We start from the raw sequence: 24973 nt of genomic DNA on the forward strand, positions 1-24973 counted from the left end.
TCAGTCAATGCATCTAGTGACTGTCACACCGCATTCGCGAGCAAGCCCGCTCCCACATTTGTTTGTGCAATGCCTGGCTATCAAAGCACGCAAAATATTTTCCAAATATATCTTGCGCACTAACTATTAGCGCGATACATTCACCTCGCCACTTACTTAGCGCGCAAACATTTAGCGCATATACTGACGAGGAAATCACCATGCAAGCTCTCTACACCGCAGTAGCCACCGCCACCGGCGGCCGTGATGGTCGTGCTGTTTCCAGCGACAACATCCTCGATGTAAAACTCTCCACGCCAAAAGAACTGGGCGGCGCGGGTGGCCAGGCCACCAACCCGGAACAACTGTTCGCCGCCGGTTACTCCGCCTGCTTCATCGGTGCCCTGAAATTCGTCGCCAGCCAGACCAAACGCAAAATCCCGGATGACGCTTCGATCACTGCCCACGTCGGCATCGGTCAAATCCCCGGCGGTTTCGGCCTGGACATCGACCTGCACGTCAGCTTGCCCGGCCTGGCCCAGGACGACGCGCAAAGCCTGGTCGACGCTGCGCACCAGGTCTGCCCTTACTCCAACGCCACCCGTGGCAACGTCGATGTACGCCTGCACGTAACCGTCTGACCCACGCGGTTTTTTGGAGAAGAACATGAACACATTTGGCAAAGTACTCACCGGCACCCTGCTCGCCTTCTCGATCACCAATGCCTTTGCGGCCGGCGGTGACGTGGAGCACAACACCCAGGCGTTTCTCGATGTACTGAACGCCGGCACCGGCAAACCGATGGAGCAACTGACGCCCAGGGAAGCCCGTGCGGTGCTGACAGGTGCACAGTCAGGCGTGAAACTGACGCTGCCCAAGGCCGACGTGAGCCAGAAGACCATTCAGGTCGATGGCCAGCCGCTGAGCCTGACCATCGTGCGTCCGGCCGGGGTCAAGGGCACATTGCCAGTGTTCATGTTCTTCCACGGCGGTGGCTGGGTACTCGGGGATTTCCCGACCCACGAGCGTCTGGTACGTGACCTGGTGGTGGGGTCGGGAGCGGCGGCGGTGTTCGTCAACTACACGCCATCACCTGAAGCGCACTACCCGGTGGCGATCAACCAGGCGTACGGGGCAACCAAGTGGGTGGCCGAACACGGCAGCGAGATCAACGTTGATGGCAAACGCCTGGCCGTCGCCGGCAACAGCGTCGGCGGCAACATGGCAGCGGTGGTCAGCCTGATGGCCAAGGACAAGGGCACTCCGTCAATCAAGTTCCAACTGCTGTTGTGGCCGGTGACCGACGCCAACTTCGACACCGGGTCCTACAACCAGTTTGCCGAAGGCCACTTCCTGACCCGCAACATGATGAAGTGGTTCTGGGACAACTACACCACCGACACCAACCAGCGCGCCGAGATCTATGCGTCGCCCCTGCGGGCAAGCACCGCGCAGCTCAAGGGTTTGCCACCTGCGTTGATTCAGACCGCAGGCTCGGACGTGCTGCGTGACGAAGGCGAAGCCTATGCCCGCAAGCTGGATGAAGCCGGTGTACCGGTGACCGCCGTGCGCTACAACGGCATGATCCATGACTACGGTTTGCTGAATGTCGTCAGCCAGGTACCGGAGGTTCGTTCGGCGCTGCTGCAGGCGTCCGAGGAGCTGAAGCAACACCTGAAGTAAAAACCGGCACCCACAAAAAAGCCCGACGCATGGTCGGGCTTTTTTTATCGTACCGGTGGCGCAAGAATTACTTCTTGGCGCGACCTTTGTACGAACCACCTTCACGGGTGTCGATCTCGATCAGGTCGTCGATTTCGATGAAATCGGCTACTTGCAGTTCGGTACCGTTAGCCAGCTTGGCAGGCTTCATCACCTTGCCCGAGGTGTCGCCGCGAGCGGAACCTTCGGTGTAGGCAACCTTACGCACGATAGTGGTCGGCAGCTCTACGGAAACCAGACGGTCTTCGAAGAAGATAGCTTCGCAGACGTCTTCCATGCCTTCTTCCACGAACGGCAGAACGGCTTCGATGTCTTCAGCGTTCAGCTCGTACATGGTGTAGTCGGTGGTGTCCATGAACGTGTAGGTGTCGCCGCTGATGAAGGACAGGGTCGCTTCTTTGCGGTCGAGGATCACGTCGTCCAGTTTGTCATCGGCGCTGTAGACGATCTCGGTCTTGTAACCGGTCAGCAGGTTCTTCAGCTTGGTCTTCATGATTGCGCTGTTACGACCAGACTTGGTGAACTCAGCTTTCTGAACCAGCCAAGGGTCGTTTTCGAGACGGATCACTGTACCGGGTTTCAGTTCTTTACCAGTTTTCATTGCGAATATCCGAAATTTGGATGGGATTTACAAAAATCAAGGTCGCGTATCATATCCAATTTACATAAAACTGTACCAGCGCCGTCGCAAGATCGGTCCGCGAGCCTTGTTCCAGAGCCCATTTCTCGGCGTTCGCGGTCACTTCCGGCCAGTGTTCCAGCAGCATTTTCCAGCAAAGTGCCATATCGCCATCAGCGTTCCAGGCCTGCCAAAGGCCGACCAACGCGACTTTCGCAGCCGGAGACAGACCTTCGGTATACAACTCAAGGAACGCATCGAGCTTGTCCAGGTGAATGTCTTCGTCCTGGCGATAGATATGCCACAACAGTGGCCGCCCGGCCCATTGCGCCCGCACGAACGAGTCTTCGCCGCGCACGGCGTTGAAGTCGCAGCACCACAACAGCCGGTCGTATTGCTCCTGGCGCACAAACGGCAGCACTTGCACGGTCAACCCGTCGCGCCGGTGCACATCACCTACTTCCAATGACTCGCCCCCCAGCCAGCCCTGCACATCTCCGAGGATCCGCCCTTCCGGCACCAGCAGATGAGTGGCGCGCCCATCGGCCGCCAGCACGTCGAGCCAACTGGCCAGCCCGGCGTTTTCATAGGCGAACAACGACATCATCCGCGCACCGTCCACCGGGAAAACCCCAAGCGCCTGCAGAAACTGCTGCCGGGCGGCGGCGTCTTGCTGGAAGGCATCGCGCTGTTCCAGCAGCCCCGCCTCACGCAATAAGCCGCCGGTGCCGGGACGGAATCCGGGAAAGAAGAAGTACTTTTGCACGCCCTTGAATTTCACCGAGGGCAAACCGTGGCAGCCGACCACCCAGTCTTCGGCGCTCAGGTAATCCAGGTTCATCCACAGCGGCGTGCGGTCGCGTGCGGCCATCGCCTCCATGTAGTCAGGCGGCAATTGACAGGCGAACGCAGCGATCACCACGTCTGCCGCGTCGGTCGCCGGCCAGTCGGAGGGCCAGTAGCGCACGTCGACGCCCTCTTGCCATTGCTGGTGCACCTGCACATCAATCTCGGGGCACATGCGTTCGAACGCCCGCAGGTCATCGACCCACAAGCGCACCGCACACCCTTGTTCCGCCACCAATTGCCGGGCCAGGCGCCAGGTCACGCCGATGTCGCCGTAGTTATCGACGACGCTGCAAAAAATATCCCAGCGGGCTTTCATTCCGGGCTCCAACGCTCAAAGGCTCGATTGTCCGTATAAATGCCTCGATACAGAAGGGTTGATCGCGATTATTCTGCGCGCGGCTGTGGGACAATCGGCGCCATGCCGCACGTGCCTGCCAGGAGGCCACCATGTCTGATCGTTCGTTCTCGCTGTTCAAGCTCAGTATCGCCGTGGCCTTCGGCCTGTGGCTGGGGTTTATCGCCATTGTGCTGAGCGTGTGGCTGGCTTCCCGCTACCTGCCCGAGCAAACCGTGGCGCCGGTGGCCCGAGTGGTGCAGCAACTGGGCAAGCCGGAGGTGGTTGCACCGGAGCCGCCGAACCGGATGTTCGAGCAGTACCAGGAGAACCTGCGCAAGCAGGAGCAACAGCAAACCCTGGACCAGGCCCGCAACAACCCGCGCAACCTGTCCAACCCCAAATGCCAGTTCTGGCTGCAACAGGACCAGAACGCCCCCAACGACAAGAGCCGGGCCAACGTCCTGCAATTTTGCGATTGATCACGAAAGCCGCCCATGAATAAACACGCCGTTCACCAGTTGGTTTTGGACAAGCTCGCGGTCGATCTCGATATCGCCCAGCGCGCCGCGCAAACCGCGTACGAAACCGCGACCCACGAAGAAAACATCGCCGAGAACAAGTACGACACCCTGGGCCTGGAGGCTTCTTACCTGGCAGCCGGCCAGGCCCGACGCGTCGAGGAGATCCGGCAGGCGCTGACGCTCTGCCAGAACATGCAGCTGCGGGCCTACGATGACCAGCGCGGCATCGAAGTGGGCGCATTACTGGGGTTGGCAGATGAAAACGATCGCCAGCAGTGGCTATTCCTGGCGCCGGACGGCGCAGGCTTGAAGGTCGATGTGGTGGGGCAACCGGTGACCGTCATCACCCCACGCTCGCCCCTGGGCAAAAGCCTGTTGGGCAAGTTCGAAGGGGATGAGGTGGAGATTCTGGTGGGGGGCGCTCGGCAACAGTTTGCTGTTACCGAGGTGAAGTGAGCCGATCAGTGAACCGGTAGTTCAACGCCGTCGAACAGCTCTTCCAGTTCCTGCTTGTTGTGGCACTGGATGGCCTTGGCCATCACTTCGCGCGTCAGGTGCGGCGCGAACTTTTCGATGAAGTCGCACATGAAACCACGCAGGAAGGTGCCACGACGGAAACCGATCTTGGTCACGCTGGACTCGAACAGCTCGCTGGCATCGAGCACCACCAGGTCGTTGTCGAGCTTGGTGTCGACCGCCATCTTGGCGACGATACCGACACCCAGGCCCAGGCGCACATAAGTCTTGATGACGTCGGCGTCAGCCGCGGTGAACACCACTTTCGGCGTCAGGCCGCGATGGCTGAAGGCTTCGTCGAGTTTCGAACGGCCGGTGAAACCGAACACATAAGTCACGATCGGGTATTCAGCCAGGGCTTCCAGGGTCAGCTTCGGCAGCTTGGCCAATGGGTGGCCTTGTGGGACCACGACGCAACGGTTCCAGCGGTAGCACGGCATCATCACCAGGTCGCCGAACAATTCCAGCGCTTCGGTGGCAATCGCGAAATCGACGGTGCCGTCGGCGGCCATCTCGGCGATCTGCATCGGCGAGCCCTGGTGCATGTGCAAGGCCACGTCCGGGTACTGCTTGATAAAGCTGCTGATCACCGGCGGCAGCGCATAACGCGCCTGGGTGTGGGTGGTGGCGATCGACAGGGTGCCCTTTTTCTCGTTGGAGAATTCCTGGGCGATCTGCTTGATGCTTTCGACCTTGCGCAGGATCTCGCCGGCGGTGGTGATGATGCGCTCACCGGCCGGGGTGACACGGGTCAGGTGCTTGCCGCTGCGTGCGAACACTTCAACGCCCAACTCATCTTCGAGCAGGCGGATCTGCTTGCTGATACCGGGTTGCGAGGTGTAAAGGCTTTGAGCAGTAGCGGAAACGTTGAGGTCGTGGTGCGCCACTTCCCAGATGTAGCGCAGTTGTTGAAGCTTCATATGTGTCCCTCAAAGCGGATAGACGCCACGGGTATCAGCGACGGTATATAACTATATTAAAGGTTAGACGGATAAATCTAGAACTTTTTATCGTTTTCTACCAATCACACGTCGTCGCTGCGTCGACGCTGCAACAGCGGTACCAGGTACACCGGCACCTGGGACAGCTGCAGCACCCGTGCGGCGGTTCTCCCCAGGGGTGTTGCCACCCCGACCGCCTGGCTGTGACTACCTACGATCAACAAATCCACAGAGAGTTTCTGCGACTGGTCGAGAATCACTTCACAAGGATCACCCTGGATCACCCGCACCGAACGGATCAACTTGAGGTCCTGCTCCCCGTCCCCCAGCTCCTCGCGAAAACTGTCGAGCACCCGTTGTTCGATGGTCGCCATCACCGTCGTCAGGCCCTGGCTTTGCCATTCACTCAAGGCCTTCTCATCAAGGTAGCTCTGCAACACCGATTCGGCGAACAGCCCGATGGGCTCGACCACGTGAATCACATACAGATCAGCCTTGAACGTTCGCGCCAGCGCCAGGGCATGTTGCATCACATAGGGGGCATACAGACCGAGGTCAGTGGCGTACAGCATCGAACGAATCATAGAACCTCCTGGGCAGCCAGGATGGCGGGGATTGATTCAGCTTAGCAGCGCCTTTGGCAGTGCTCAGCCCTCGGTCTGAATTTTCAACTCGTTACTGATGCCATGGGGGACGTGACCGGTAGCCACGAACTCCCGGGCCTTCTCGCAATGCCCTTCCTGGTCATCGAAAAACACATCGGCGGCGAAGGCTTCGAGGAACGCCGACTTCTCCAGGCCACCAAGAAACAGCGACTCGTCGAGACGGATATCCCACTCGCGCAGCGTGCGAATCACCCGCTCGTGGGAAGGCGCCGAACGGGCGGTCACCAGCGCAGTGCGGATGGGGCAGGACTCGTCGGGGAACTCGCGCTGCAACAGGTTGAGTGCCGCCAGGAAGCCCTTGAATGGGCCGCCGCGCAACGGCTCGCGGGCGGATTCGCGCTCGCTGGCCTGGAAGGCTTCAAGGCCGCCCGACTGATAAACGCGCTCGGACTCGTCGGAAAACAGCACCGCGTCGCCATCGAAGGCGATCCGCAATTCAGCACTGGAGGCCCGACCTGCGCCGCCCGACAGAATCGTCGCTGCGGCAAACCCGGCATCCAGGGCGCTGCGCACATCCTCGGCATGGGTGGACAGAAACAGGTGGCAGCCAAACGCCGCCAGATAAGGATAAGGGCTGCGCCCGCCGACAAACGCCGCGCGGGAGATGTCGAGCCCGTAATGCTGGATCGAATTGAATACACGCAAGCCGGTGTCGGCACTGTTGCGCGACACCAGCACCACCTCGACCCGGGCGCGGCCGAGGCTGGCGTTGAGGCTCAGGAGTTTCTTCACCAGCGGGAAGGCGTCACCGGGCTCGAGGGTTTCTTCCTCGTGGTCGATCTGGTACTTGCGGTACGCCTCGACGCCTTGGGCCAGGTAGACCTTGTGGCTCTCGCTCAGGTCGAACAGCGCTCGCGAGGAAATCGCCAGCACCAGTTTGTCGCCCAATCCCTTCGCCATGGTGTTCCCCCCAATCAGCGGTTATGCCGATCCATAAAACTCAAGGCCTGATACAGCGCCTGCATGCGTGGCAATTCACAACCCGCCGCGTTGGCCGCGGCCAAGGGGCGCGCGTAGATCGCCGCCAGTTCCAGCGGGCGCTTGTGCACGTAATCGTGATACATGCTGGGCAAGTAGTCATCCATGCTCTCGGTCATGGTGAACATCTGCCCGGCGTAACTGGCGGGAATCTCATGCCCGCAGGCGTGGGCGCCCTGCACCACTTCGGCCATCAGCGCCTGGATCAGTTCGCGGCTGGACTCATCCGCCATCATCGCCGTGGTGCCCGTGCCGAACAATACCGAGAGGCCGTTGTAAGGCACGTTCCACACCAGTTTATGCCAGCGCGCCTGGTGCACATTGGCCATGGCCTGGGAATCGATACCGGCCTGGTGAAACAGCGCGGCGCCTTCTTCGACGATGGCTTGCCGACCGCTGTCATCGTTGGCCGCGGGGCCACTGTGGTAACCCAGGTTGACCCGGCCCAGCGCCTGATGCTCGACGATCCCGGGACCGGAACGGTGCACGCCGATGTAGCACAGGCCACCCAGCAGGTGCAGCGACGGCGGCAGGTGTTCACGCAGGCTGTCCTCTACGTCGAGGCCATTTTGCAACAGGATTATCCTGGCGTCCGGGGCGGCAACTTGAGCGATGGTCGGGGCCAGTTCGACATTCCCGGTCGATTTGGTGCCCACCAGCAGCCAGTCGCACGGCGGCATGTCGGCGGCGCGGGCATAAGCCTGTACCGGGTGAAGGTGCACGGTTCCGTGGATCGTGCTGTTGAGTTGCAGGCCGCGCTCGCTGACCGCCGCGTACTCGCTGCGCAGCAGGAAATGCACATCGAAGCCGGCGCGCGCGAGCATCACACCGTAGTAGCCACCAATGGCCCCGGTGCCGATGATCCCGATCCGTGGCGACTGTTTTGTTACTTCGGTCATGGCAACTCCTCTGGTATTCGTTTGAGCGCCTGCTGCACACCTTGAGTCAGGTCGCTGGCGGTCAGACGCGTCAGTGACGCTAATATTCCATGGAATTTCCCGTTACACACCACAAACAACGCCGGCAGGTGAAAGATCTCGTAGCGCTCCACTGCCCCGCCATTGTGACCCGCATCCACCCAGCACACCCGGTCCACCGGCAAGTCCCAACCCGGCAGTTGCTGGTGCAGGAAGCGGCAACGCGAGCAGCCGTCACCGGTAAACACCACCAGGGACGTGCCGGGAAGCCCCAGTAATTGCTGGTCGATATCCAGGTCGGTAAGTTGCAGTTCTTTCACTATACTGCTGCCACCGCCGTCAACTGGACGGTGCTCGGAGTCCGTGTGCATGGGTCGTTTCTTTCCTCACCCTGATGATGTCGCTGTCGAAATAACCCAACGCCCCATTTCCGGCATTTCCCGCCAACGGCTGCACACTATCGGCCTGGGCGGCGTCGCATGCAATTGCCCGCGCGCCTGGCGCCAGGGCGCGGCCATCGAGTTGCACATCCCCTCACTGGGCCAGACGGCCCGCTATCCGGGCTATGTGGCATGGTGCCGCAAGGCCGAAAACGGCTACCGCGTCGACATTGCCTTTACCGATGAGCAGGCCTTGTTCGGTGCGCGGATGGGTGAGCAAGTGTGCCAGATCGAACGGTACTGCCGCCTCCACGAAGGCGTCGAGCCCACACCCGGGCAGAGCGAAGCGCTGGCCCGGGAATGGGTCACGCGCCATGCCGGCGAGTTCTCCCATGAGGCTTTTGTGCTGCCAGCGCTGGATTAAAGCGGACGTTGCCCATTGTCTCGCAGCCTTGTAACGCGCTAAGGTTCCGCTCCCCGCTGCACTTAAATCATGCTGTGCTCCGCCGCACGGGGATCGCTGGCGGCCGGCACCCGTGACCCTGACGAGTAACACGATGGCTGATTTACCGATCAACGACCTTAACGTCGAATCCAACGAGACCCTGATCACGCCCGATCAGCTCAAGCGCGAAATCCCCCTGAGCGACGCTGCCCTGCAGACCGTCACCAAGGGCCGCGAAGTCATCCGTGAGATTCTCGACGGCACCGACCACCGCCTGTTCGTGGTCATCGGGCCGTGCTCGATCCATGACCTCAAGGCTGCCCACGAATACGCCGAGCGCCTGAAGGTGCTGGCGGCGGAAGTGTCCGACACCTTGTACCTGGTGATGCGTGTCTATTTCGAGAAGCCGCGTACCACCGTCGGCTGGAAAGGCTTGATCAACGACCCGTACCTGGACGACTCGTTCAAGATCCAGGATGGCCTGCACATCGGTCGTCAATTGCTGCTGGACCTGGCGGAAATGGGCCTGCCGACGGCAACCGAAGCCCTGGACCCGATTTCCCCGCAGTACCTGCAAGACCTGATCAGCTGGTCGGCAATTGGTGCACGCACCACCGAATCCCAGACTCACCGCGAAATGGCTTCCGGCCTGTCCTCGGCCGTGGGTTTCAAGAACGGTACCGATGGCGGCCTGACCGTGGCGATCAACGCCCTGCAGTCGGTCTCCAGCCCGCACCGCTTCCTGGGCATCAACCAGGAAGGTGGCGTGTCCATCGTCACCACCAAGGGCAACGCCTACGGTCACGTGGTACTGCGTGGCGGCAATGGCAAGCCCAACTATGATTCGGTCAGCGTGGCCCTGTGCGAACAGGCGCTGAACAAGGCGAAGATCAAGCCGAACATCATGGTCGATTGCAGCCACGCCAACTCCAACAAGGACCCGGCCCTGCAACCGCTGGTGATGGAGAACGTGGCCAACCAGATTCTGGAAGGCAACCAGTCGATCATCGGCCTGATGGTCGAAAGCCACCTGAACTGGGGCTGCCAGGCGATTCCAAAGGACCTGGCCGACCTGCAATACGGCGTGTCGATCACCGATGCGTGCATCGACTGGTCTGCCACCGAAACCACCTTGCGCAGCATGCACGCCAAGCTCAAGGACGTGTTGCCCAAGCGCCAGCGCGGCTGAGCACAGACTGCGGACACAAAAACGCCGGGCTAAACCCGGCGTTTTTTTTGATCGTTCCCCCGCCCTGCGTGGGAATGCATCCTGGGATGCCCTGCATCCCGCCCTACTCAATGCTCAAAGCTTCGCGGCATGGCGCTGGTGGCGCTCCATGTAGCGCTCAACGTAGGAGCAGGACGGGATCACCGTATAACCTGCCTCTTCGGCGAACTTCAACGCTTCCTCGGTCAGCGCGGCAGCAATGCCACGGCCGCGCAATGCGTTGGGCACGAAGGTGCGATAGATATCCAGGGTCTGCTTCCCGAGATCCATATAGGTCAGATAGGCACGATGACCGTCCACATTGGTCTCGAACTGATGACCAGCCTGGTCATGGTGGATGGACAACGCCTCGCTCATCACTACTCCTCGCGGGTCTTGGTTTCTGACCCCTACCTTACCGATGTTTTTCCGGCGAAGGAACATCTACGCCACCCGGTGCCGGTTTCGACAACGAGAAAAGCGGCCAGTGCCTTGCACTAGCGCTCACAACCAGCACAGGGAAATAGTAGGCGCCAATCGCACAATTGCTCAAGACGCGCTCGTCTTCCGTTGCGCTGGCGGACATAGAAAGGGCCAATCGAGATTCCTTACGTCGATGGCCTGAACATTGCCGGCAGTTGAAGCTTGAGACGAACACGCGCTCTTAAAGTCACCTCAACATGCACAAAAGATACCGAATGGCGAAAAGACAATCTGAACAATAGTGTCAGGGACGATATATAAAATGACTTATGTTTACATGGCTTAACACATGCCAGCCGGCCCTTTCAGGCTGGATCCAATCCTCGGCCGAGTGCAAAAATCTGCATATTTTTTATACAGACTCTCGAAAGATTAGCCAAAATAGATTGGACGCGAGAATTTTTTTTGCTTCTTGCGCTACGTCAGTTTACTTACTACAAGTAATGGGTAGTATGTACGCCGGCTATTAGCTCACTCTGAGAAAGTAGCCATTTAATAGAAAGTCCTTGAAGGGGAACACGATGAACAACGTTCTGAAATTCTCTGCTCTGGCTCTGGCCGCAGTTCTGGCTACCGGTTGCAGCAGCGTCTCCAAAGAAACCGAAGCTCGTCTGACTGCAACTGAAGACGCAGCAGCACGCTCCCAGGCTCGTGCAGACGAAGCCTACCGTAAAGCTGATGAAGCTCTGGCTGCTGCTCAAAAAGCACAACAGACTGCTGACGAAGCTAACGAGCGCGCTCTGCGCATGCTTGAAAAAGCAAGCCGCAAGTAATAATCCTCCGGGGTTGTTATCAAGCCGATCCATTCTTGGATCGGCTTTTTTTTGCCTGTGATTTGGCTGGATTCCAGACAATAAAAACCCGTCACCGCGCGAGGCGATAACGGGTTATGGATCGTGCAGGCTTACTGCTGCAGATCGACCGGCGTACTCGACACCATCGGCGCCCCGCCGGGTACACCGATTTCCGTCGGCAAACCGTCTTCAGCCGCAACCACGTCACGCACCTGGTCCCAGTTGACCCGCAGGTTGCTGGACAGGTCTTCACGCTTGAGCAAGGCGTTGATGACGGCGGTGTGCTTGTCGACGACCGATGGGGTGCCATCGTCGTTCAGCGGCGTATGGGCTTCCAGGTAGACCTTGCCCCCGGCCGCGCCGAACTTGTAGGCGTCGTTGATAATCCGCACCGACGTGCCCACCGGCACCATGTCGGCCATTTCCAGCACGTTGTTGTTGAACATGCGGAAGCAACCGTGGCTGGTACGGGTACCGATGCCGAACTTCATGTTGGAACCGTGGATCAGGTAGCCCGGCGTGCCGAGGGTGAACTTGAACGGCCCCAGCGGGTTGTCCGGGCCCGCCGGCACGACGTTGGGCAACGGGTCGCCATTGGCGGCGTGTTCTGCCTTGATCGAGGCTGGCGGGGTCCAGGTCGGGTTCGGGATCTTGCCCGTGATGGTGGTGTGGGCCACTGGCGAGCCCCAGCCTTCACGGCCAATCCCCAACGGGAACGTGTACACCACGTTCTGGCCCTTGGGGTAGTAGTAGAGCCGGTATTCCGCCAGGTTGATCACAATGCCTTCACGCGGGCCGGGCGGCAGGATGAAGCGCGTCGGCAACACGATCTCGGTACCCGCTCCCGGCAGCCAGGCATCCACGCCCGGGTTGGCCGCGACCATCTCCGAATAACCCAGGTCGTAGGTGGTGCCGAGGTCCGCGAAGGTATCTTCGTACTTGGCCTTGATCACCTGGACCTGGCCAACGATATCTTCACCCGGTGGCGGCAAAGGCAACTGCAAGGCTGCAGCAGGACCGGCCGCGCAGAGCGCAGCGAGAGACAGGCAGCAGGTGACGGCGGAAAGGCGCGACAACATCCGGGAATTCCTTCGCAGATCGACGGGTAGTAGAAAATGGATTGTACACGGCTGCCCGGCGGGCACCCATATTCAAAGCTCGAAGCGCAGCTCTGGCCAGATCGGCGGTGTGCCGCGTTTTTGCGACTCGAGGATCGCCCGGCACAGGGGGCACAAACGCTGGTCCTGGAAGATCGAGCGATCCACCGATGACCAGCGCGGCTGGGCAGGCAACAACGTGCCGCAGAGGGTGCGGTCGATGGACCCGCCCAACTCCAATTGACGCGTCACCAGATGCACCCGGACTTCCTGGCAGGCGAACAGATCCAGCTGTTCGTCAGGCTCGATCAGTTGGTAGGCAAACAGTGACCAGGCAGGACGCGACATCGGGGGCTCCAAATCGGGGGGGCGCCACCTTAGCCGAAAGACCGCTGCTAGAAAAGCGTCATAGCAGTGGTTTTAGCGTTGGCCAGACATTTTCCAGCAACTTGCCCTGCGCGCCAACCGCCGGGTGCAATTGGTCAGCCTGCATCAGCTCTGGATGACCACCGACGCCTTCAAGGAAAAACGGCACCAGCGGGACGCTTTTTTCCTTGGCCAGGGCCGGGTAGACATTAGCAAACGCGGTGGTGTATTTCGGCCCGTAATTAGGCGGCAACTGCATGCCCAGCAGCAGCACCTTGGCACCGCTGGCCTTGGACTGTTCAATCATCGATGCAAGATTTTGTTTCAATTGCTCGGGTGGCTGCCCACGCAGGCCGTCATTGCCGCCCAGCTCGATGATCACCAGGTCCGGCTTATGCTCTGCAAGCGCCGCCGGCAGCCGTGCCAGGCCCCCGGCACTGGTGTCGCCGCTGATAGAGGCGTTGACCACTTTATCGTCGAAACCTTCGCTCTTGAGCCGTTGTCCCAACAACGCTACCCACCCTTTGCTGGTATCCAGCCCGAAACCGGCACTGATACTATCGCCAACGATCAGGACTGTACCCGCCGCTGCGTTCTGGGCCATGCACATCAAGGCCAGGCCAGCACTCAAAAACCACATTCGCATTGGATTCTCCATGGGCGCAAGCATTCTCACCGCGCGAAACCTTAGCAAAGTGGTTCCCAGCGCGGAAGGTGAACTGACTATCCTGCACGAACTGAGCCTGGAACTGAACAAGGGCGATAGCCTGGCTATCGTCGGCGCCTCCGGTTCCGGCAAATCCACCCTCCTCGGCCTGCTGGCCGGCCTCGACCTGCCCAGCAGTGGCGAAGTCACCCTCGCCGGCCAGGCCCTGAGTACCCTCGACGAAGACCAGCGTGCACGCATCCGCGCCGAGCACGTGGGGTTTGTGTTCCAGTCCTTCCAGTTGCTCGACAGCCTCAACGCGCTGGAAAACGTGATGCTGCCCCTGGAGCTGGACGGTCGCAAGGACGCCCGCGAGCGCGCCAAACACCTGCTGGAGCGTGTCGGCCTGGGCCAGCGTCTCACCCACTCGCCGCGCCAACTCTCGGGGGGTGAGCAGCAACGGGTAGCGATTGCCCGGGCGTTTGCTGCCGAACCGGACGTGCTGTTTGCCGATGAACCCACCGGCAACCTCGACAGCCATACCGGCGAGCGCATCAGCGACCTGCTGTTCGAACTCAACAAAGAGAGCGGCACGACCCTGGTGCTGGTGACCCATGACGAGCGCCTGGCCCACCGTTGCCGTCGCCTGATCCGTCTTGAAGCCGGCCTGATGGTCGCGCCCCTGGAGCCTTGATGGCACGCTTGCCCTTGTTGCGCCTGTTCAGCCTTGCCCTTCGCCAGTTGCTGCGCGATGCCCGCGCCGGCGAACTGCGTGTGCTGTTCTTCGCCCTGCTGGTGGCCGTGGCCGCCAGCACCGCCATCGGTTACTTCGGTGCCCGCCTGAACGGCGCGATGATGTTGCGCGCCACCGAGTTCCTGGCGGCCGACCTGGTGCTGGAAGGCAGTTCACCCGCCCGCACCGAGCAAATCCAGAGTGGCACCGAGCTGGGCCTGCAGCACGCCAGGGTGGTGGAATTCTCCAGCGTGATTGCCACTGACGCTGGCATCCAGCTGTCCAGCATCAAGGCGGTCAACGAGGCGTATCCGTTGCGCGGCGAGCTGAAGAGCGCCGCCGAACCCTTCGCCGAAGAAACTGCCGGAGGTGGCCCCAAACCCGGTGAAGCCTGGGTGGAAGCACGGCTGTTGACGGCACTGAACCTGAAAATCGGCGACAGCATCGACGTCGGCATGAAGACCCTGCGCCTTTCGCGCGTGCTGACCTATGAGCCGGATCGCGCCGGCAACTTCTATAGCCTGACGCCCAGGGTGATGATCAACCTGGCCGACCTTGACGCCACCGGTGTGGTGCAGCCCGGCAGTCGCGTGAGTTATCGCGACCTGTGGCGCGCGCCACAAGGCGGCACCGTGCTGCAAACCTATCGCGACCTGGTCAAGCCCGGCCTGGCTGCCAACCAGCGGCTGCAGGATGCGCGCGACGGCAACCAGCAGATCGGCGGCGCGCTGGGCAAGGCCGAACGTTACTTGAACATGGCCAGCCTGGTGGCGGTGCTGCTCTCCGGCGTGGCCGTGGCGCTCTCGGCCAATCGCTTCGCCAGCCGACGCTTTGATGCCAGCGCCTTGCTGCGCTGCCTCGGGTTGTCGCGACGCGAAACCATGTTGCTGTTCAGCCTGCAATTGGCCGTGCTGGGGTTGCTGGCCAGCCTGACCGGCGCCCTGCTCGGCTGGCTGGCGCAATTGGGCCTGTTTGCGCTGTTGCATGACCTGCTGCCGGCGGACGTTCCACCCGGCGGGCTGCTGCCGGCCGTTGCCGGGATTGGCACCGGGCTGGTAGCCCTCGCCGGTTTCGCCCTGCCGCCGCTGGCCGCCCTGGGGCGGGTGCCGCCACTGCGGGTATTGCGCCGCGACTTGCTGCCAATCCCTTCCAGCACCTGGATGGTCTATGGTGCGGCGCTCTTCGCCCTGGGCCTGATCATGTGGCGCCTGAGCCTCGACCTGGTGCTGACCTTCGCCCTGCTGGGCGGCGGCGTGATTGCCGCGCTGGTTCTCGGCGGCCTGCTGCTCCTGTTGCTGCAAAGCCTGCGACGCCTGCTGGCCCGGGCCTCCCTGCCCTGGCGCCTGGGGCTGGGCCAGTTGCTGCGTCATCCCCTGGCCGCCGCGGGGCAGTCACTGGCGTTCGGGCTGATCCTGTTATCCATGGGCTTGATCGCGTTGTTGCGCGGCGAATTGCTGGACACCTGGCAGAACCAGTTGCCCAAGGACGCCCCCAACTATTTCGCCCTGAACATCCTGCCCGCCGACAAAGACACCTTCGGCGCACGCCTGCTGGAATTACAGGCGCAATCGGCTCCGTTGTATCCGGTGGTACCGGGACGACTGATTAGCATCAATGGCTCGACAGTGCAGGAGATTGTCAGCAAGGACTCCAGCGGCGATCGTGCAGTACAGCGAGACTTGAGCCTGACCTGGGCCGCCGACCTGCCACCGGGCAACAAGCTGACGGCGGGCTCCTGGTGGACGGCGCAACCGACCGACGAGATTCCAGGCGTCTCGGTGGAGGCCAAGGTCGCCGACAGCCTGAAACTCAAGCTCAACGATCACCTGGTGTTTACCGTCGGCGGGGAAAACCGCGAAGCGCGGGTCACCAGCCTGCGGGAAATCAACTGGGACAACTTCCAGCCCAACTTCTTCATGATCTTCCAGCCCGGCACCCTGAAGGACCTGCCGGCCACCTACCTGACCAGCTTCTACCTCGCACCCGGCCATGACCAACAGATCGTCGACCTGTCCCGGGCCTTCCCGGCGGTGACCATCCTGCAGGTGGAGGCACTGCTGGAACAACTGCGCAGCATCCTGGCCCAGGTCACCCTGGCGGTGGAGTACGTGCTGTTGTTTGTCCTGGCAGCGGGGATGGCCGTGTTGTTCTCCGGGCTCCAGGCAACCCTCGATGAGCGGATTCGCCAGGGCGCCCTGCTGCGGGCGCTGGGGGCTGAGCGCAAGTTGCTGGTCAAGGCCCGGCGTATCGAGTTCGGGTTGTTGGGCGCAGTCAGCGGGCTGTTGGCAGCGCTGGGCACTGAACTGGTGACACTGGTGCTGTACCGCTACGCGTTCGACCTGACCTGGCACCCGCATCCGTGGCTATTGCTGCTGCCGGTGATCGGCGCCGTGCTGATCGGCGGTGCCGGCGTGTTCGGCACCCGCCGCGCACTGAATGCCAGCCCGTTGACGGTGCTGCGCGAGGGCTGAAAACGCAAATGGCCCGCACGCGTTCATGCGTACGGGCCATCCGTTGTCACTTCACATATTCGATAGCGGTGATCCACCAGCACACTTCGCCACTCGGGGTCTGCACGAGCGCCTCGTCATCCACTTCCTTGCGCAACAGTGCCCGGGCCATGGGTGAGTCGATGGAGATGTAGTCCATACGCTCATAGATCTCGTCGTACCCCACGATGCGAAACCGCTTGGTCTCGCCCTGTTCGTTTTCAATCTCCACCCAGGCGCCGAAAAACACCTTCCCTTCCTGCTCGGGCATGTACTCGACCACGCGCATGTCTTCCAGGCGCTTGCGCAAATAACGCACCCGACGATCAATTTCCCGCAGCAGCTTCTTGTTGTACTGGTAGTCGGCGTTTTCGCTCCTGTCCCCCAGGGAGGCCGCCCACGTCACTTTGCGGGTGGTATCAGGGCGCTTTTCTCGCCACAGGTAATCAAGCTCCTTTTTCAGGGCCTCATGACCTTCTTTGGTAATCAGCTTGGTGCTCAAAAGCTCTACATCCCCTGGAAGTTTGCATTTTTCAGACCCGCTGCCGCATCAGGCACAACGCATTTAACGCCCGATGTCGGCTGTGGGGGTCGATGATAAATGAACTCGGGAAAGTAGCCAGACCCACCGGCGGATTCCGGCAACGACGCGTATCAGTCAGCCTCCGTCTGGGTCGGGCCGCATTCAGGCTGGCCGCGCCCGTTCTCGCCAAGCCATGCAAGTGACTCATCCAGGGATTGAAGCGTAACCCTCAGGTTGTCCCGCAGGACAGGCAACTGGAACAGCGCAGCCGTCAGCTGTTGCTCCTTGAGGCGCACCGCAAGGTCACGGTCATGCAACTGGGCTTCCTGGCTCTCCAGGTAGCGCGCACGCTCGTCCATTCGACGCTGCTCTGTCTGGTTCAGCGCCGAGCTGCCAGCCAGATGCTCCTCCCGGAGGGCCAGCGTGCGGGCCAACTGTTCCAGGGACGTTTCCTTTTCGGCAATCCTGTCGGCACTCCGCTGACTCTCCTGCTCAAGGTCAGCCTTTTCCTGGCGCAGTTCGAGACGCAACTGATCAAGCGCTTCTTCCTGCTTGAGCACGCTGAGCTTTTGCTGCGTCAGCTCCTGTGACAATCGGGAAAGATTGGCCAGCGTATCGTCCACTTCAAACAACGAGGATGACTCATTCCGGGCAGGCATGGGCGGCGGCGCCTGGGGGACCGGTTCAGGTTGTTGGACTATGGGCGCCGGCACTGGCGCAGCGACAGCAGGCGCCTCGATCGGTGCCTGTAGTGGCGCCTCAACGAGCGGCTCGGATATCTCGAGCTCAGCCTCGGGCGCCTGCGCCACCGGCTCGGGCAATGACCGCGCAGGCTCTGAAGGATCGGGGGACCTGGGAGCAGACACCATTCTTGAGGAGAAACGAATCGACGGCACGATCAACGTATTGCTTTCAATGGCGGGCAAACCGGGCGCCGACGTTCCCAGGGTAATCACCTTCATCACCAGGGATTTCTTGATCGTCAACGAGTGATGATCTTCAGGCCTGGCCGGGGGCAATTTGCAGCCTTTCAAATCAACAAAATGAAAGGGAATCTGAGTTTCGCCGCTGCTTGCAGATTTTGCCCCGGGAGCAGCCGCGAGCGTCAGGATTTGCTTGAAGACATGGGTCGCTATTTGCAGGTCTTCCTTGGAGTCTATCGCCCCCAGAAAGTAACGTTCGGACTTTTTGCGCAACGCTGCGATGTACACCCGTGAACTACCGGGCTCTGTTTCTTCATCCAGACTGTAGGCAAGAAAGTTTGAAGAGATCTGCGCCACCGCAAAACCACAAAGCAGTGCACCATTGACCGGTGCATCATGCCCGGACTGTTCAAGAACAAGGGTACGTAGAAGCAGCATGACATCAGGCTCCATTTCAAATTGGCATAAACTTTAAATAAACACCAAATAAACAACGACTGTAATTAAATCATCAAAAGCAAAACAATTGTTTCAGCGAGTCATAGTCTGGCATGTAGGACTTATCTTATTCAGCCCCCTCAGCATTTCCAAGAGCGTTTATTGAACGTACCATTTTTTAACAGTGCGACGTCGGAAAAGCTTCAACATAAAAAGATTTCAAGCATTGAATTTCGAACATTCACAACCTGCTGTTCACCCAGGTTAATCCAGCCTTGCCATATCCATTCAGTAGAAAAGCATAATGATCGAGATAACGAGCCTGACAAAAACCATGGGCGGAAAAAACATTATTCATGACTTCTCATTCAACGCCCAACCCCAGGAATGCCTCGGGCTGTTTGGAAATGATGGTGCGGGAAAAACAACTATTATCAAAATGATCTCAGGCTCGACTACACCCTCATCAGGCCATATAAAAATATTCGGTAACGATATCGCCCTGAACGCATTCCAGGCAAAGAAAGTCACCGGCTACCAGCCAGAGCGACTCTTGAGCCATGGTGCAATGAGTGTAAAGGCCTTTCTCGGTTTCATTGCCGAAATACGCGGATTCCGCGGCGCGGAAAAACGCAAGATGATTGACCGGGCAGTTGCACGGCTTGAGTTGTGGCGGATACTCAAAAGCCCGGTGGAAACTCTCACGGACGGGTTGAAACGCAAGGTAGCCATCGCCCAGGCAATCCTGCATGACCCCGGCCTGCTGTTGCTCGACGAGCCAACAGAAGGTCTGAGTGCCGACCAGAAACACAAAGTCAGAATGCTCATCAAGTCGCTCAGCGACGAGATGACGGTCATTGTCGCGTCCCGTGCGCCGGAAGAACTGACCGGTATTTGTACCCGCGCACTGGTGATAGCCGACGGCCGATTGGTGGCAGACACGTCGGTGCCCGAACTGCAGCGCAGCTCCCGTCATCACCAGGCGGTCACCCTTGCAGCCGACACACCGCTGGACCTGTTGGCCCTGGCGGTATTGCCCGGGGTCGCCGGCATCGAGGAAGACCGCGAGACTCCCGGCACAGTGACCGTACTCGCCCTGCCGGGGCAAATCATCTACCCCCACATCAATGCACTGGTCACCCAGCGCCGCTGGAAGCTCAATGCCCTGAACCTGGAAGCCGGGCGCCTGGATGACGTTGTGCACCATATGAGCCAGGAGGCATCGATTTGAAACTTCTCCCGGTCATATTCAAGCGTCAACTGGTCAGTTATCTTTCGGCTCCCCTCACTTACCTGAGCACTGCGGTTTTCCTGACCGCCGCTGCTGTATTTGGCTTCCATGCAACCCGGTTACTGGAAGTCGGCAGTGCCGACTTGCAGGGCTTCTTCCAGTTGCACCCCTGGCTCTACTTACTGTTGACACCTGTCCTATGCACTCGGCTTTGGGCCGACGAGCCCACCACCGGTTCCATGGAGTTCCTGAAAACCCTGCCCGTCACACGCTTCGAGATAGTGGTCGGAAAGTTTCTGGCGGCCTGGATTGTTTCTGGCGTGGCCCTGCTGTTGACCTTCCCGATAGTTATCACCGTCAACTATTTTGGCAATCCGGACAATACAGTCATTGCGTCACAATACCTGGGAAGTTGGGTATTGGCCGGATGTTATCTATCCGTGGGTTGTTTTATCTGCGCACTGACACACCATCGCGCGATTATATTCACCGTAACCCTGTGCTTGCTGCTGACCGCCAGTGGCCTGTCATCCATTCTTGATGCGATTGAACATCAAGTTCCGGTATGGCTGATTGACCGCCTTCTTTCCCTGAGCCCGTCTGCGCGTTTTGACGCCATTGACCAAGGGGTACTGGCTCTTCAAGACAGTTTGTACTTCATCAGTATGATCATCGCCTTTCTTGGCGCGACGGTCATTGTCCTGAATGTAAGAAACGGTTGAGAGGGACACATCACGATGAAAACGCGACTAAGTGCCAGCCTCACAATTATCACGCTCCTGTTACTGTTTCTCGCTTTTAACCTGGTCTGGGCACTGAAACTTCCAAATCCACGGCTGGATTTTTCGGAACAGAACATCCATACACTTTCCGATCCTGTACAGACTATGCTCGGTTCACTGGAAAGACCGGTGGATCTGTACTTCTTCAATTCAAGCAACCGTGCACACAAAGCCAACGCCGTTGAAAGCTACGCTAAACGGGTAGAGCTGTTGCTCAAGGAATATGAAAAAGCGGCAAAGGGCAAAGTCAACCTGCACCTCATCGACCCCACCCCTTTTTCTGAAGATGAATACAAAGCCAGGTTACTGGGACTTGACGAACAACACGGATTCTTCGGCCTGGTGGGTACCAGCGCGGGCCATGCGCCCCATAGCATCCCGTCATTCAGCCCGGACCGGGAGTCACTGCTGGAGTATGAAATCAGCCATTTGATTCATAAGGTGATCCACCCCGAGCAACCCGTCATGGGCGTGATCTCCCGGCTGCCAATAAACGGTGAGCGAGATGAACGCAACGGCGTTAATACGCCTCCCTGGCAGGTGTTGCAGGAGATCCGTCGCCAGTTCAACGTGGTGAGCCTGGAGCCGGGTATCGCGCAAATTCCTGAACACGTCAAAACCCTGATGGTGGTTCATCCCGGCAACCTGCCTGACCAAACCCTTTACGCAATAGACCAGTTTGTATTGGGCGCAGGCAAGTTGATGATGTTTATCGACCCGCTTGTCGGGCTGGACACCAGCGTCACGGCCCCGGAAAACCCCAGGCTGGAGGCATTGCTGTCCGCCTGGGGCATCCAGATGCCCGCGAACAAGGTGATTGCCGATCGCGACTATGCCACTTCGGTGATCCTGACCACAGGCCAGCCGCCTGTGCGCCATCCCGCGGCACTGACCTTGCCCCGCCAGGCGATGGCACAGGATGACATCAGCGCCTGGAAACTTCACAACGTCAACGTCTTGAGCAGCGGCGCCCTGGTCCCTGCCAAGAGAAGCCGCATGACCTTCACCCCGTTGCTGCAAAGCTCCGCGCACGCCGCGCTGTTTGAGGCAGAGCGCTTCGCCCTGCCAGCGCAGTTCAATTCACTGATCAATGAAACAGCCACTCGCGCTCAACAACAGGTGATCGCCGCCCGCGTCGAAGGGCCCGCCTATTCCGCCTTTCCTGACGGCATCAGTGGGCGTAACACCGGCTTGCAAAAGGCTGCGAACATCCATGTGGTCGTGGTCGCCGACACTGACCTGCTCAGCGATCGTGTGTCTGGAATGCTCCAGAAGCATCGCGCGGCGGGTAGCCCGTTGTCAGATAACGCGATGTTTGTATTGAACACCCTGGACAACCTGGCGGCGCCCGATGCACTGATGAACATTCGCCCCCGCGCAGGCGGTGCTCGATCACTGCAGGTGCTGCAGGCAATGCGCGAAGACGCGGCACTGGCCTACGGTGAGAAATCCGCCGAACTGGCGCAACGCCTGGAACAAACGGAAAAGGAATGGCAACTGCTCAACCCCCCGACAATTTCCCCGGGCCCTCAGGCTGCAACCTCCAACACACTGCTGCAAGCGCTCAACAAGGAGCGGTTGCGAATCCCCATGGAAATTCACGCGTTGAAGGTCCAGTCATACGCCGAGGTTCACGCCCTGGAACGCAAAGTGAAGCTGCTCAATATCGTGCCTGTACCGCTGATACTGTGCCTGATTGCGGGGGGTATTTTCCTGTTGCGTCGCCGTCACCGGCACCTGCCTTCAGCAGCATTCTACTGAGGGCTCAACGCCGGGCGATCAGCCCTTGCCGGGCAATGCGGGTCAGTTGGCGTATCACTTCGCCCGCGTCGCTGGCACTGGGTGCCTGAATGACGGCCAGGTCGAAGCTGTTGGACGCAAAGCGCGCAAGGGAGTCGCCGTCTTCGACAAACTGGATCAGAAAGGCCGAAGGCCGCCCCGTGCGGCGCGGCCAGCCATCAAGATAGCGCAGCAACGTCGGCTGATGCTTGCCGCCCAAGAGGATTTTAGGATTGCGTTGGGTCAGGTCCGCGGTGATCGGGGCCAGGCGTATGAGGGGGCGTAGTGCATTCATTGTGTCGTGTCTCTGCCTCAAAAGTCTGCGGGCAGGTGAGAGGCAACACCGAACCAGCGCTTTAGCGGAATTTCGAAGCTGGCCCATGGCTCTGGCTTCTGTCGGGACTGTGATCAGTCACCGGTGGCGCCCCGCAATTAGCTGTTTAAATCGGCGCATGGGCAACATCCTAGAGAAGCCTGTAGGGCGGTGTCAAGAATCCCGAGCAACGAAAAGGCCCGCACTGGGCGGGCCTTTTAAGGGGGGTTCGCGGTATCAGTGAGTGATGGCGCGGTCTGCGGACAATTTGCCCGCACCTTCCAACAACACGGCCAGCGTACCGCCCAGCAGCGCCAGGGCGAACTCGTAGCCGTTATTGGCCATGAACAAACCGTTATGGATATGCACCGAGAAAATCGCCACCAGGGAAATGATCGACAGGCCGAGTGCCGCCGGCCGTGCCAGCAAGCCAATGATCAGCGCCAGCCCGGCGAAGAACTCGGTACCACCGGACAGCACCGCCATCAGGGTACCTGGGGCCAGGCCGATACTTTCCATCCACTGGGCAGTGCCCGCCAGGCCGCCGCCGCCAAACCAGCCAAAGAGTTTTTGCGAACCGTGGGCGGCGAAGATGATCCCGACAAAAATCCGCAGGACAGTCAGGCCGTAGCCGGCGCGGGTGGAGAGGATGCGGGTGATCAATGGGCTCATACTGATAATCCTTTTCAAGGTAGGGGTTGGGTTGGCCGCTATATTAATCAGTTTAAACAATGATAAAAGCCGATAAAGCGGCTCATAATTATCGAATTAATAGATTATTTACGTGAGGCAACCCGTGGCGCTGCCGGCTCCAACGACTCCCGCTCACGATCAAACGCCAGGTAATACTTGTTCACGCTATTAACATAGCTGACGCCGCTCATTCCCACCTGCTCCATGGCAATGCGCTCGACCTGGAAAAACCATTGGTTTGGGTTAAGCCCCCGCCGCCGCGCCTCGGCACGCATTCCCTGGACCCGCTCGGGCCCCATGTTGTAGGCCGCCAGCACAAACGCCATGCGCTCGCGCTCGTTGAGCTTGGGGCTTGAGAAGAACTTGCGCCGGATCATCGCCAGGTACCGCGCGCCCGCCTGCACATTGTTGTCCAGGCTTTCGATGTTGTTCACCCCGACCCGCTGCGCCGCCGATGGCGTGATCTGCATCAGCCCGGTGGGGCCGCCGCTGCTGCGAGCGCCAGGGTCCAGGGCAGACTCCTTGAACGCCAGCGCGGCCAGGTTCAGCCAGTCCATGCCCTGCTCGCGGGCATGCTTTTGCAGCACCGGGCGCAGTTTTTCCAGGCGCTGGCGGTCGACGCGAGCCAGTGGATAACGTACCTGGTAGAGGCGGCGGTAGATGCGCTGGAACGCCACATCCTGATCGGACGGCGTGCGGTAGGTCTTGAGGAAGCGATCAATACTGGCCCGCAGCATCGAGGCATCCTGGCGCACAAACCAATACTCTTCGCCCGGCTCGCTGATGGTCACTTGCCGGTCGAAACGCAGCTTGGGCAGGATCTTCGCCCAGCGTTCGGCAATCGGCCGCTCGACAATGGTCAGGTGGAAAATCCCGGCCTGGACCATCTCCAGCACGTCCTCTACCGCGAGGCTCGGATCCACCCATTCCACCTTCACCGGCGGCAATTTGTGCAGCGCCAGCTTCTGGTTGACCTGGCTGATCGCATCCGACGCGGCACTGCCCGTGGTCAAGGCCAGCGTGCGCCCGGACAGTTGCTCCAGCCGGGTAAACCGCCGCTCGCCCTTCAGCCCCACCAGCCATAACGGCACGTCGCTGGCGATCGGGTCGCTGGTGGCAATCTTGTGGGCGGCCTTCACATCCAGCAATTCGCCGGGTGCCACCAGGTCGCCCTCGCCACGGGCCAATGCGCCAATCAGCTGATCCTTGGCCTTGGGAATAATCTTGAGGTTGATTTCCTCGCCGTCACGGGCGTGACCGTTGAGGTATTGCTCGAAAGCGCGCAGGCGATGGTATTCAACGCCGATGGCCTGGCCCTGGACTTCGCCGGAACTGTTGCGGCTCTGGTTGACCAATACCCGCAAGGTGCGGCTGCTGCGGATTTCCGCAAGGTCGCGGACCTTGCCGGGCCGGGTCACTTCCAGCGGCCCGTCCAGACGCGCAACCGCCGCCATGGGCAGCAGTAACGTCAGGCACAACACAAGCAACGCCGAGGGTCGGATCATCCGCTCTCCGGAAGAAAGAATACTGCCCATTGCTTCGCGAAAAACGAGGCGTTGGGGGACAGAAACAGAGCGCCATGAGCGCAGGCTTTGGGCGCAAGGGTG

Annotated in this window: 28 protein-coding genes; 12 read left to right on the top strand and 16 right to left on the bottom strand. The window is 60.0% G+C overall.

The window, feature by feature from the left end; genetic code table 11:
* Window positions 1–200 precede the first annotated feature (200 nt).
* Entirely contained in the window at window positions 201–620 is a 420-nt protein-coding gene (locus ACW9I6_RS02770; RefSeq protein ID WP_003218695.1) for an organic hydroperoxide resistance protein, read from the top strand.
* 25 nt (window positions 621–645) lie between these two features.
* Complete coding sequence (locus ACW9I6_RS02775) at window positions 646–1662, top strand: alpha/beta hydrolase (RefSeq protein WP_134325998.1); 1017 nt, start codon at window positions 646–648, stop codon at window positions 1660–1662.
* A gap of 67 nt (window positions 1663–1729) precedes the next feature.
* Here the strand turns inward: ACW9I6_RS02775 and ACW9I6_RS02780 are convergent, their stop codons facing one another.
* Window positions 1730–2302: an elongation factor P gene (locus tag ACW9I6_RS02780; RefSeq protein ID WP_003218698.1), complete on the bottom strand. Its 573-nt coding sequence runs from the start codon at window positions 2300–2302 to the stop codon at window positions 1730–1732.
* A 49-nt stretch (window positions 2303–2351) separates the two neighbouring features.
* On the bottom strand, window positions 2352–3485 hold the full coding sequence (gene earP, locus ACW9I6_RS02785; RefSeq protein ID WP_457338851.1) for an elongation factor P maturation arginine rhamnosyltransferase EarP: 1134 nt from the start codon (window positions 3483–3485) through the stop codon (window positions 2352–2354).
* Between the two features lie 131 nt (window positions 3486–3616).
* Between earP and ACW9I6_RS02790 the strand changes: the two genes are divergently transcribed.
* On the top strand, window positions 3617–3985 hold the full coding sequence (locus ACW9I6_RS02790; RefSeq protein WP_003218702.1) for a hypothetical protein: 369 nt from the start codon (window positions 3617–3619) through the stop codon (window positions 3983–3985).
* Between the two features lie 15 nt (window positions 3986–4000).
* Window positions 4001–4483, top strand: a complete 483-nt coding sequence (locus tag ACW9I6_RS02795; protein WP_003218705.1) for a GreA/GreB family elongation factor — start codon at window positions 4001–4003, stop codon at window positions 4481–4483.
* A gap of 5 nt (window positions 4484–4488) precedes the next feature.
* Here the strand turns inward: ACW9I6_RS02795 and cysB are convergent, their stop codons facing one another.
* The 5 genes from cysB to ACW9I6_RS02820 form a co-directional block, all read right to left on the bottom strand.
* Complete coding sequence (gene cysB, locus ACW9I6_RS02800; RefSeq protein ID WP_003218707.1) at window positions 4489–5463, bottom strand: HTH-type transcriptional regulator CysB; 975 nt, start codon at window positions 5461–5463, stop codon at window positions 4489–4491.
* A 104-nt stretch (window positions 5464–5567) separates the two neighbouring features.
* Complete coding sequence (locus ACW9I6_RS02805) at window positions 5568–6068, bottom strand: universal stress protein (protein WP_003218709.1); 501 nt, start codon at window positions 6066–6068, stop codon at window positions 5568–5570.
* Between the two features lie 63 nt (window positions 6069–6131).
* A complete protein-coding gene (locus tag ACW9I6_RS02810) occupies window positions 6132–7049 on the bottom strand; it encodes a 5'-nucleotidase (RefSeq protein ID WP_003218711.1) in 918 nt (305 codons plus the stop codon).
* A gap of 14 nt (window positions 7050–7063) precedes the next feature.
* On the bottom strand, window positions 7064–8026 hold the full coding sequence (locus tag ACW9I6_RS02815) for a putative 2-dehydropantoate 2-reductase (RefSeq protein ID WP_008437763.1): 963 nt from the start codon (window positions 8024–8026) through the stop codon (window positions 7064–7066).
* Complete coding sequence (locus tag ACW9I6_RS02820; RefSeq protein ID WP_102605075.1) at window positions 8023–8415, bottom strand: YbbN family protein; 393 nt, start codon at window positions 8413–8415, stop codon at window positions 8023–8025. The genes ACW9I6_RS02815 and ACW9I6_RS02820 overlap by 4 nt, the downstream gene beginning before the upstream one ends.
* Here ACW9I6_RS02820 and ACW9I6_RS02825 point away from each other — a divergent pair.
* Both ACW9I6_RS02825 and ACW9I6_RS02830 read left to right on the top strand, forming a co-directional pair.
* On the top strand, window positions 8414–8848 hold the full coding sequence (locus ACW9I6_RS02825; protein ID WP_003218717.1) for a PilZ domain-containing protein: 435 nt from the start codon (window positions 8414–8416) through the stop codon (window positions 8846–8848). The two genes, ACW9I6_RS02820 and ACW9I6_RS02825, sit on opposite strands and share 2 nt — an antisense overlap.
* Before the next feature lie 133 nt (window positions 8849–8981).
* Window positions 8982–10058, top strand: a complete 1077-nt coding sequence (locus tag ACW9I6_RS02830; RefSeq protein ID WP_003218719.1) for a 3-deoxy-7-phosphoheptulonate synthase — start codon at window positions 8982–8984, stop codon at window positions 10056–10058.
* 114 nt (window positions 10059–10172) lie between these two features.
* Here ACW9I6_RS02830 and ACW9I6_RS02835 read toward each other — a convergent pair whose 3' ends face one another.
* Complete coding sequence (locus tag ACW9I6_RS02835; RefSeq protein ID WP_003189869.1) at window positions 10173–10454, bottom strand: GNAT family N-acetyltransferase; 282 nt, start codon at window positions 10452–10454, stop codon at window positions 10173–10175.
* 626 nt (window positions 10455–11080) lie between these two features.
* On the opposite strand from ACW9I6_RS02835, the gene oprI reads away from it, so the two are divergent.
* The gene (gene oprI / locus ACW9I6_RS02840) at window positions 11081–11332 is read left to right on the top strand and encodes an outer membrane lipoprotei OprI (RefSeq protein ID WP_003172710.1); all 252 of its coding nucleotides are present in this window, start codon (window positions 11081–11083) and stop codon (window positions 11330–11332) included.
* Window positions 11333–11463: 131 nt separating this feature from the next.
* Here oprI and ACW9I6_RS02845 read toward each other — a convergent pair whose 3' ends face one another.
* From ACW9I6_RS02845 to ACW9I6_RS02855, 3 genes are all read right to left on the bottom strand, one after another.
* Window positions 11464–12432: a L,D-transpeptidase family protein gene (locus tag ACW9I6_RS02845; protein ID WP_008437756.1), complete on the bottom strand. Its 969-nt coding sequence runs from the start codon at window positions 12430–12432 to the stop codon at window positions 11464–11466.
* A 72-nt stretch (window positions 12433–12504) separates the two neighbouring features.
* The gene (locus ACW9I6_RS02850) at window positions 12505–12798 is read right to left on the bottom strand and encodes a hypothetical protein (protein WP_003218723.1); all 294 of its coding nucleotides are present in this window, start codon (window positions 12796–12798) and stop codon (window positions 12505–12507) included.
* Between the two features lie 58 nt (window positions 12799–12856).
* A complete protein-coding gene (locus tag ACW9I6_RS02855) occupies window positions 12857–13462 on the bottom strand; it encodes an arylesterase (RefSeq protein ID WP_457338852.1) in 606 nt (201 codons plus the stop codon).
* A 10-nt stretch (window positions 13463–13472) separates the two neighbouring features.
* Between ACW9I6_RS02855 and ACW9I6_RS02860 the strand changes: the two genes are divergently transcribed.
* A complete protein-coding gene (locus ACW9I6_RS02860) occupies window positions 13473–14156 on the top strand; it encodes an ABC transporter ATP-binding protein (RefSeq protein ID WP_003218726.1) in 684 nt (227 codons plus the stop codon).
* On the top strand, window positions 14156–16666 hold the full coding sequence (locus tag ACW9I6_RS02865; RefSeq protein ID WP_457338853.1) for an ABC transporter permease: 2511 nt from the start codon (window positions 14156–14158) through the stop codon (window positions 16664–16666). Before ACW9I6_RS02860 ends, ACW9I6_RS02865 begins: the two co-directional genes overlap by 1 nt.
* Window positions 16667–16712: 46 nt before the next feature.
* Here ACW9I6_RS02865 and greB read toward each other — a convergent pair whose 3' ends face one another.
* Both greB and ACW9I6_RS02875 read right to left on the bottom strand, forming a co-directional pair.
* Window positions 16713–17186 carry a transcription elongation factor GreB gene (gene greB, locus ACW9I6_RS02870; protein ID WP_008437752.1) on the bottom strand — a complete coding sequence of 158 codons (474 nt, stop codon included), beginning with the start codon at window positions 17184–17186 and terminating at the stop codon, window positions 16713–16715.
* 152 nt (window positions 17187–17338) lie between these two features.
* Window positions 17339–18568, bottom strand: coding sequence for a hypothetical protein (locus ACW9I6_RS02875; protein ID WP_177008076.1), 1230 nt, complete (start codon window positions 18566–18568; stop codon window positions 17339–17341).
* 304 nt (window positions 18569–18872) lie between these two features.
* On the opposite strand from ACW9I6_RS02875, the gene ACW9I6_RS02880 reads away from it, so the two are divergent.
* Genes ACW9I6_RS02880 through ACW9I6_RS02890 form a run of 3 tightly spaced genes read left to right on the top strand, consistent with a single transcriptional unit; the run spans window position 18873 to window position 22342 of the window.
* Entirely contained in the window at window positions 18873–19799 is a 927-nt protein-coding gene (locus ACW9I6_RS02880) for an ABC transporter ATP-binding protein (RefSeq protein WP_457338854.1), read from the top strand.
* On the top strand, window positions 19796–20521 hold the full coding sequence (locus ACW9I6_RS02885; protein WP_003218734.1) for an ABC transporter permease: 726 nt from the start codon (window positions 19796–19798) through the stop codon (window positions 20519–20521). Before ACW9I6_RS02880 ends, ACW9I6_RS02885 begins: the two co-directional genes overlap by 4 nt.
* Before the next feature lie 15 nt (window positions 20522–20536).
* Complete coding sequence (locus ACW9I6_RS02890) at window positions 20537–22342, top strand: Gldg family protein (RefSeq protein WP_457338855.1); 1806 nt, start codon at window positions 20537–20539, stop codon at window positions 22340–22342.
* A gap of 4 nt (window positions 22343–22346) precedes the next feature.
* On the opposite strand, the gene ACW9I6_RS02895 is transcribed toward ACW9I6_RS02890, so the two are convergent.
* The 3 genes from ACW9I6_RS02895 to ACW9I6_RS02905 all read right to left on the bottom strand — a co-directional run bounded on the left by ACW9I6_RS02895 (window position 22347) and on the right by ACW9I6_RS02905 (window position 24871).
* A complete protein-coding gene (locus tag ACW9I6_RS02895) occupies window positions 22347–22655 on the bottom strand; it encodes a hypothetical protein (RefSeq protein WP_003218736.1) in 309 nt (102 codons plus the stop codon).
* Between the two features lie 255 nt (window positions 22656–22910).
* Entirely contained in the window at window positions 22911–23345 is a 435-nt protein-coding gene (locus ACW9I6_RS02900) for a DoxX family protein (RefSeq protein WP_003218737.1), read from the bottom strand.
* A gap of 104 nt (window positions 23346–23449) precedes the next feature.
* Window positions 23450–24871 carry an MltF family protein gene (locus ACW9I6_RS02905; RefSeq protein ID WP_102368437.1) on the bottom strand — a complete coding sequence of 474 codons (1422 nt, stop codon included), beginning with the start codon at window positions 24869–24871 and terminating at the stop codon, window positions 23450–23452.
* Window positions 24872–24973 lie beyond the last annotated feature (102 nt).

The sequence above is a fragment of the Pseudomonas sp. SDO5522_S412 genome, from assembly GCF_054071215.1.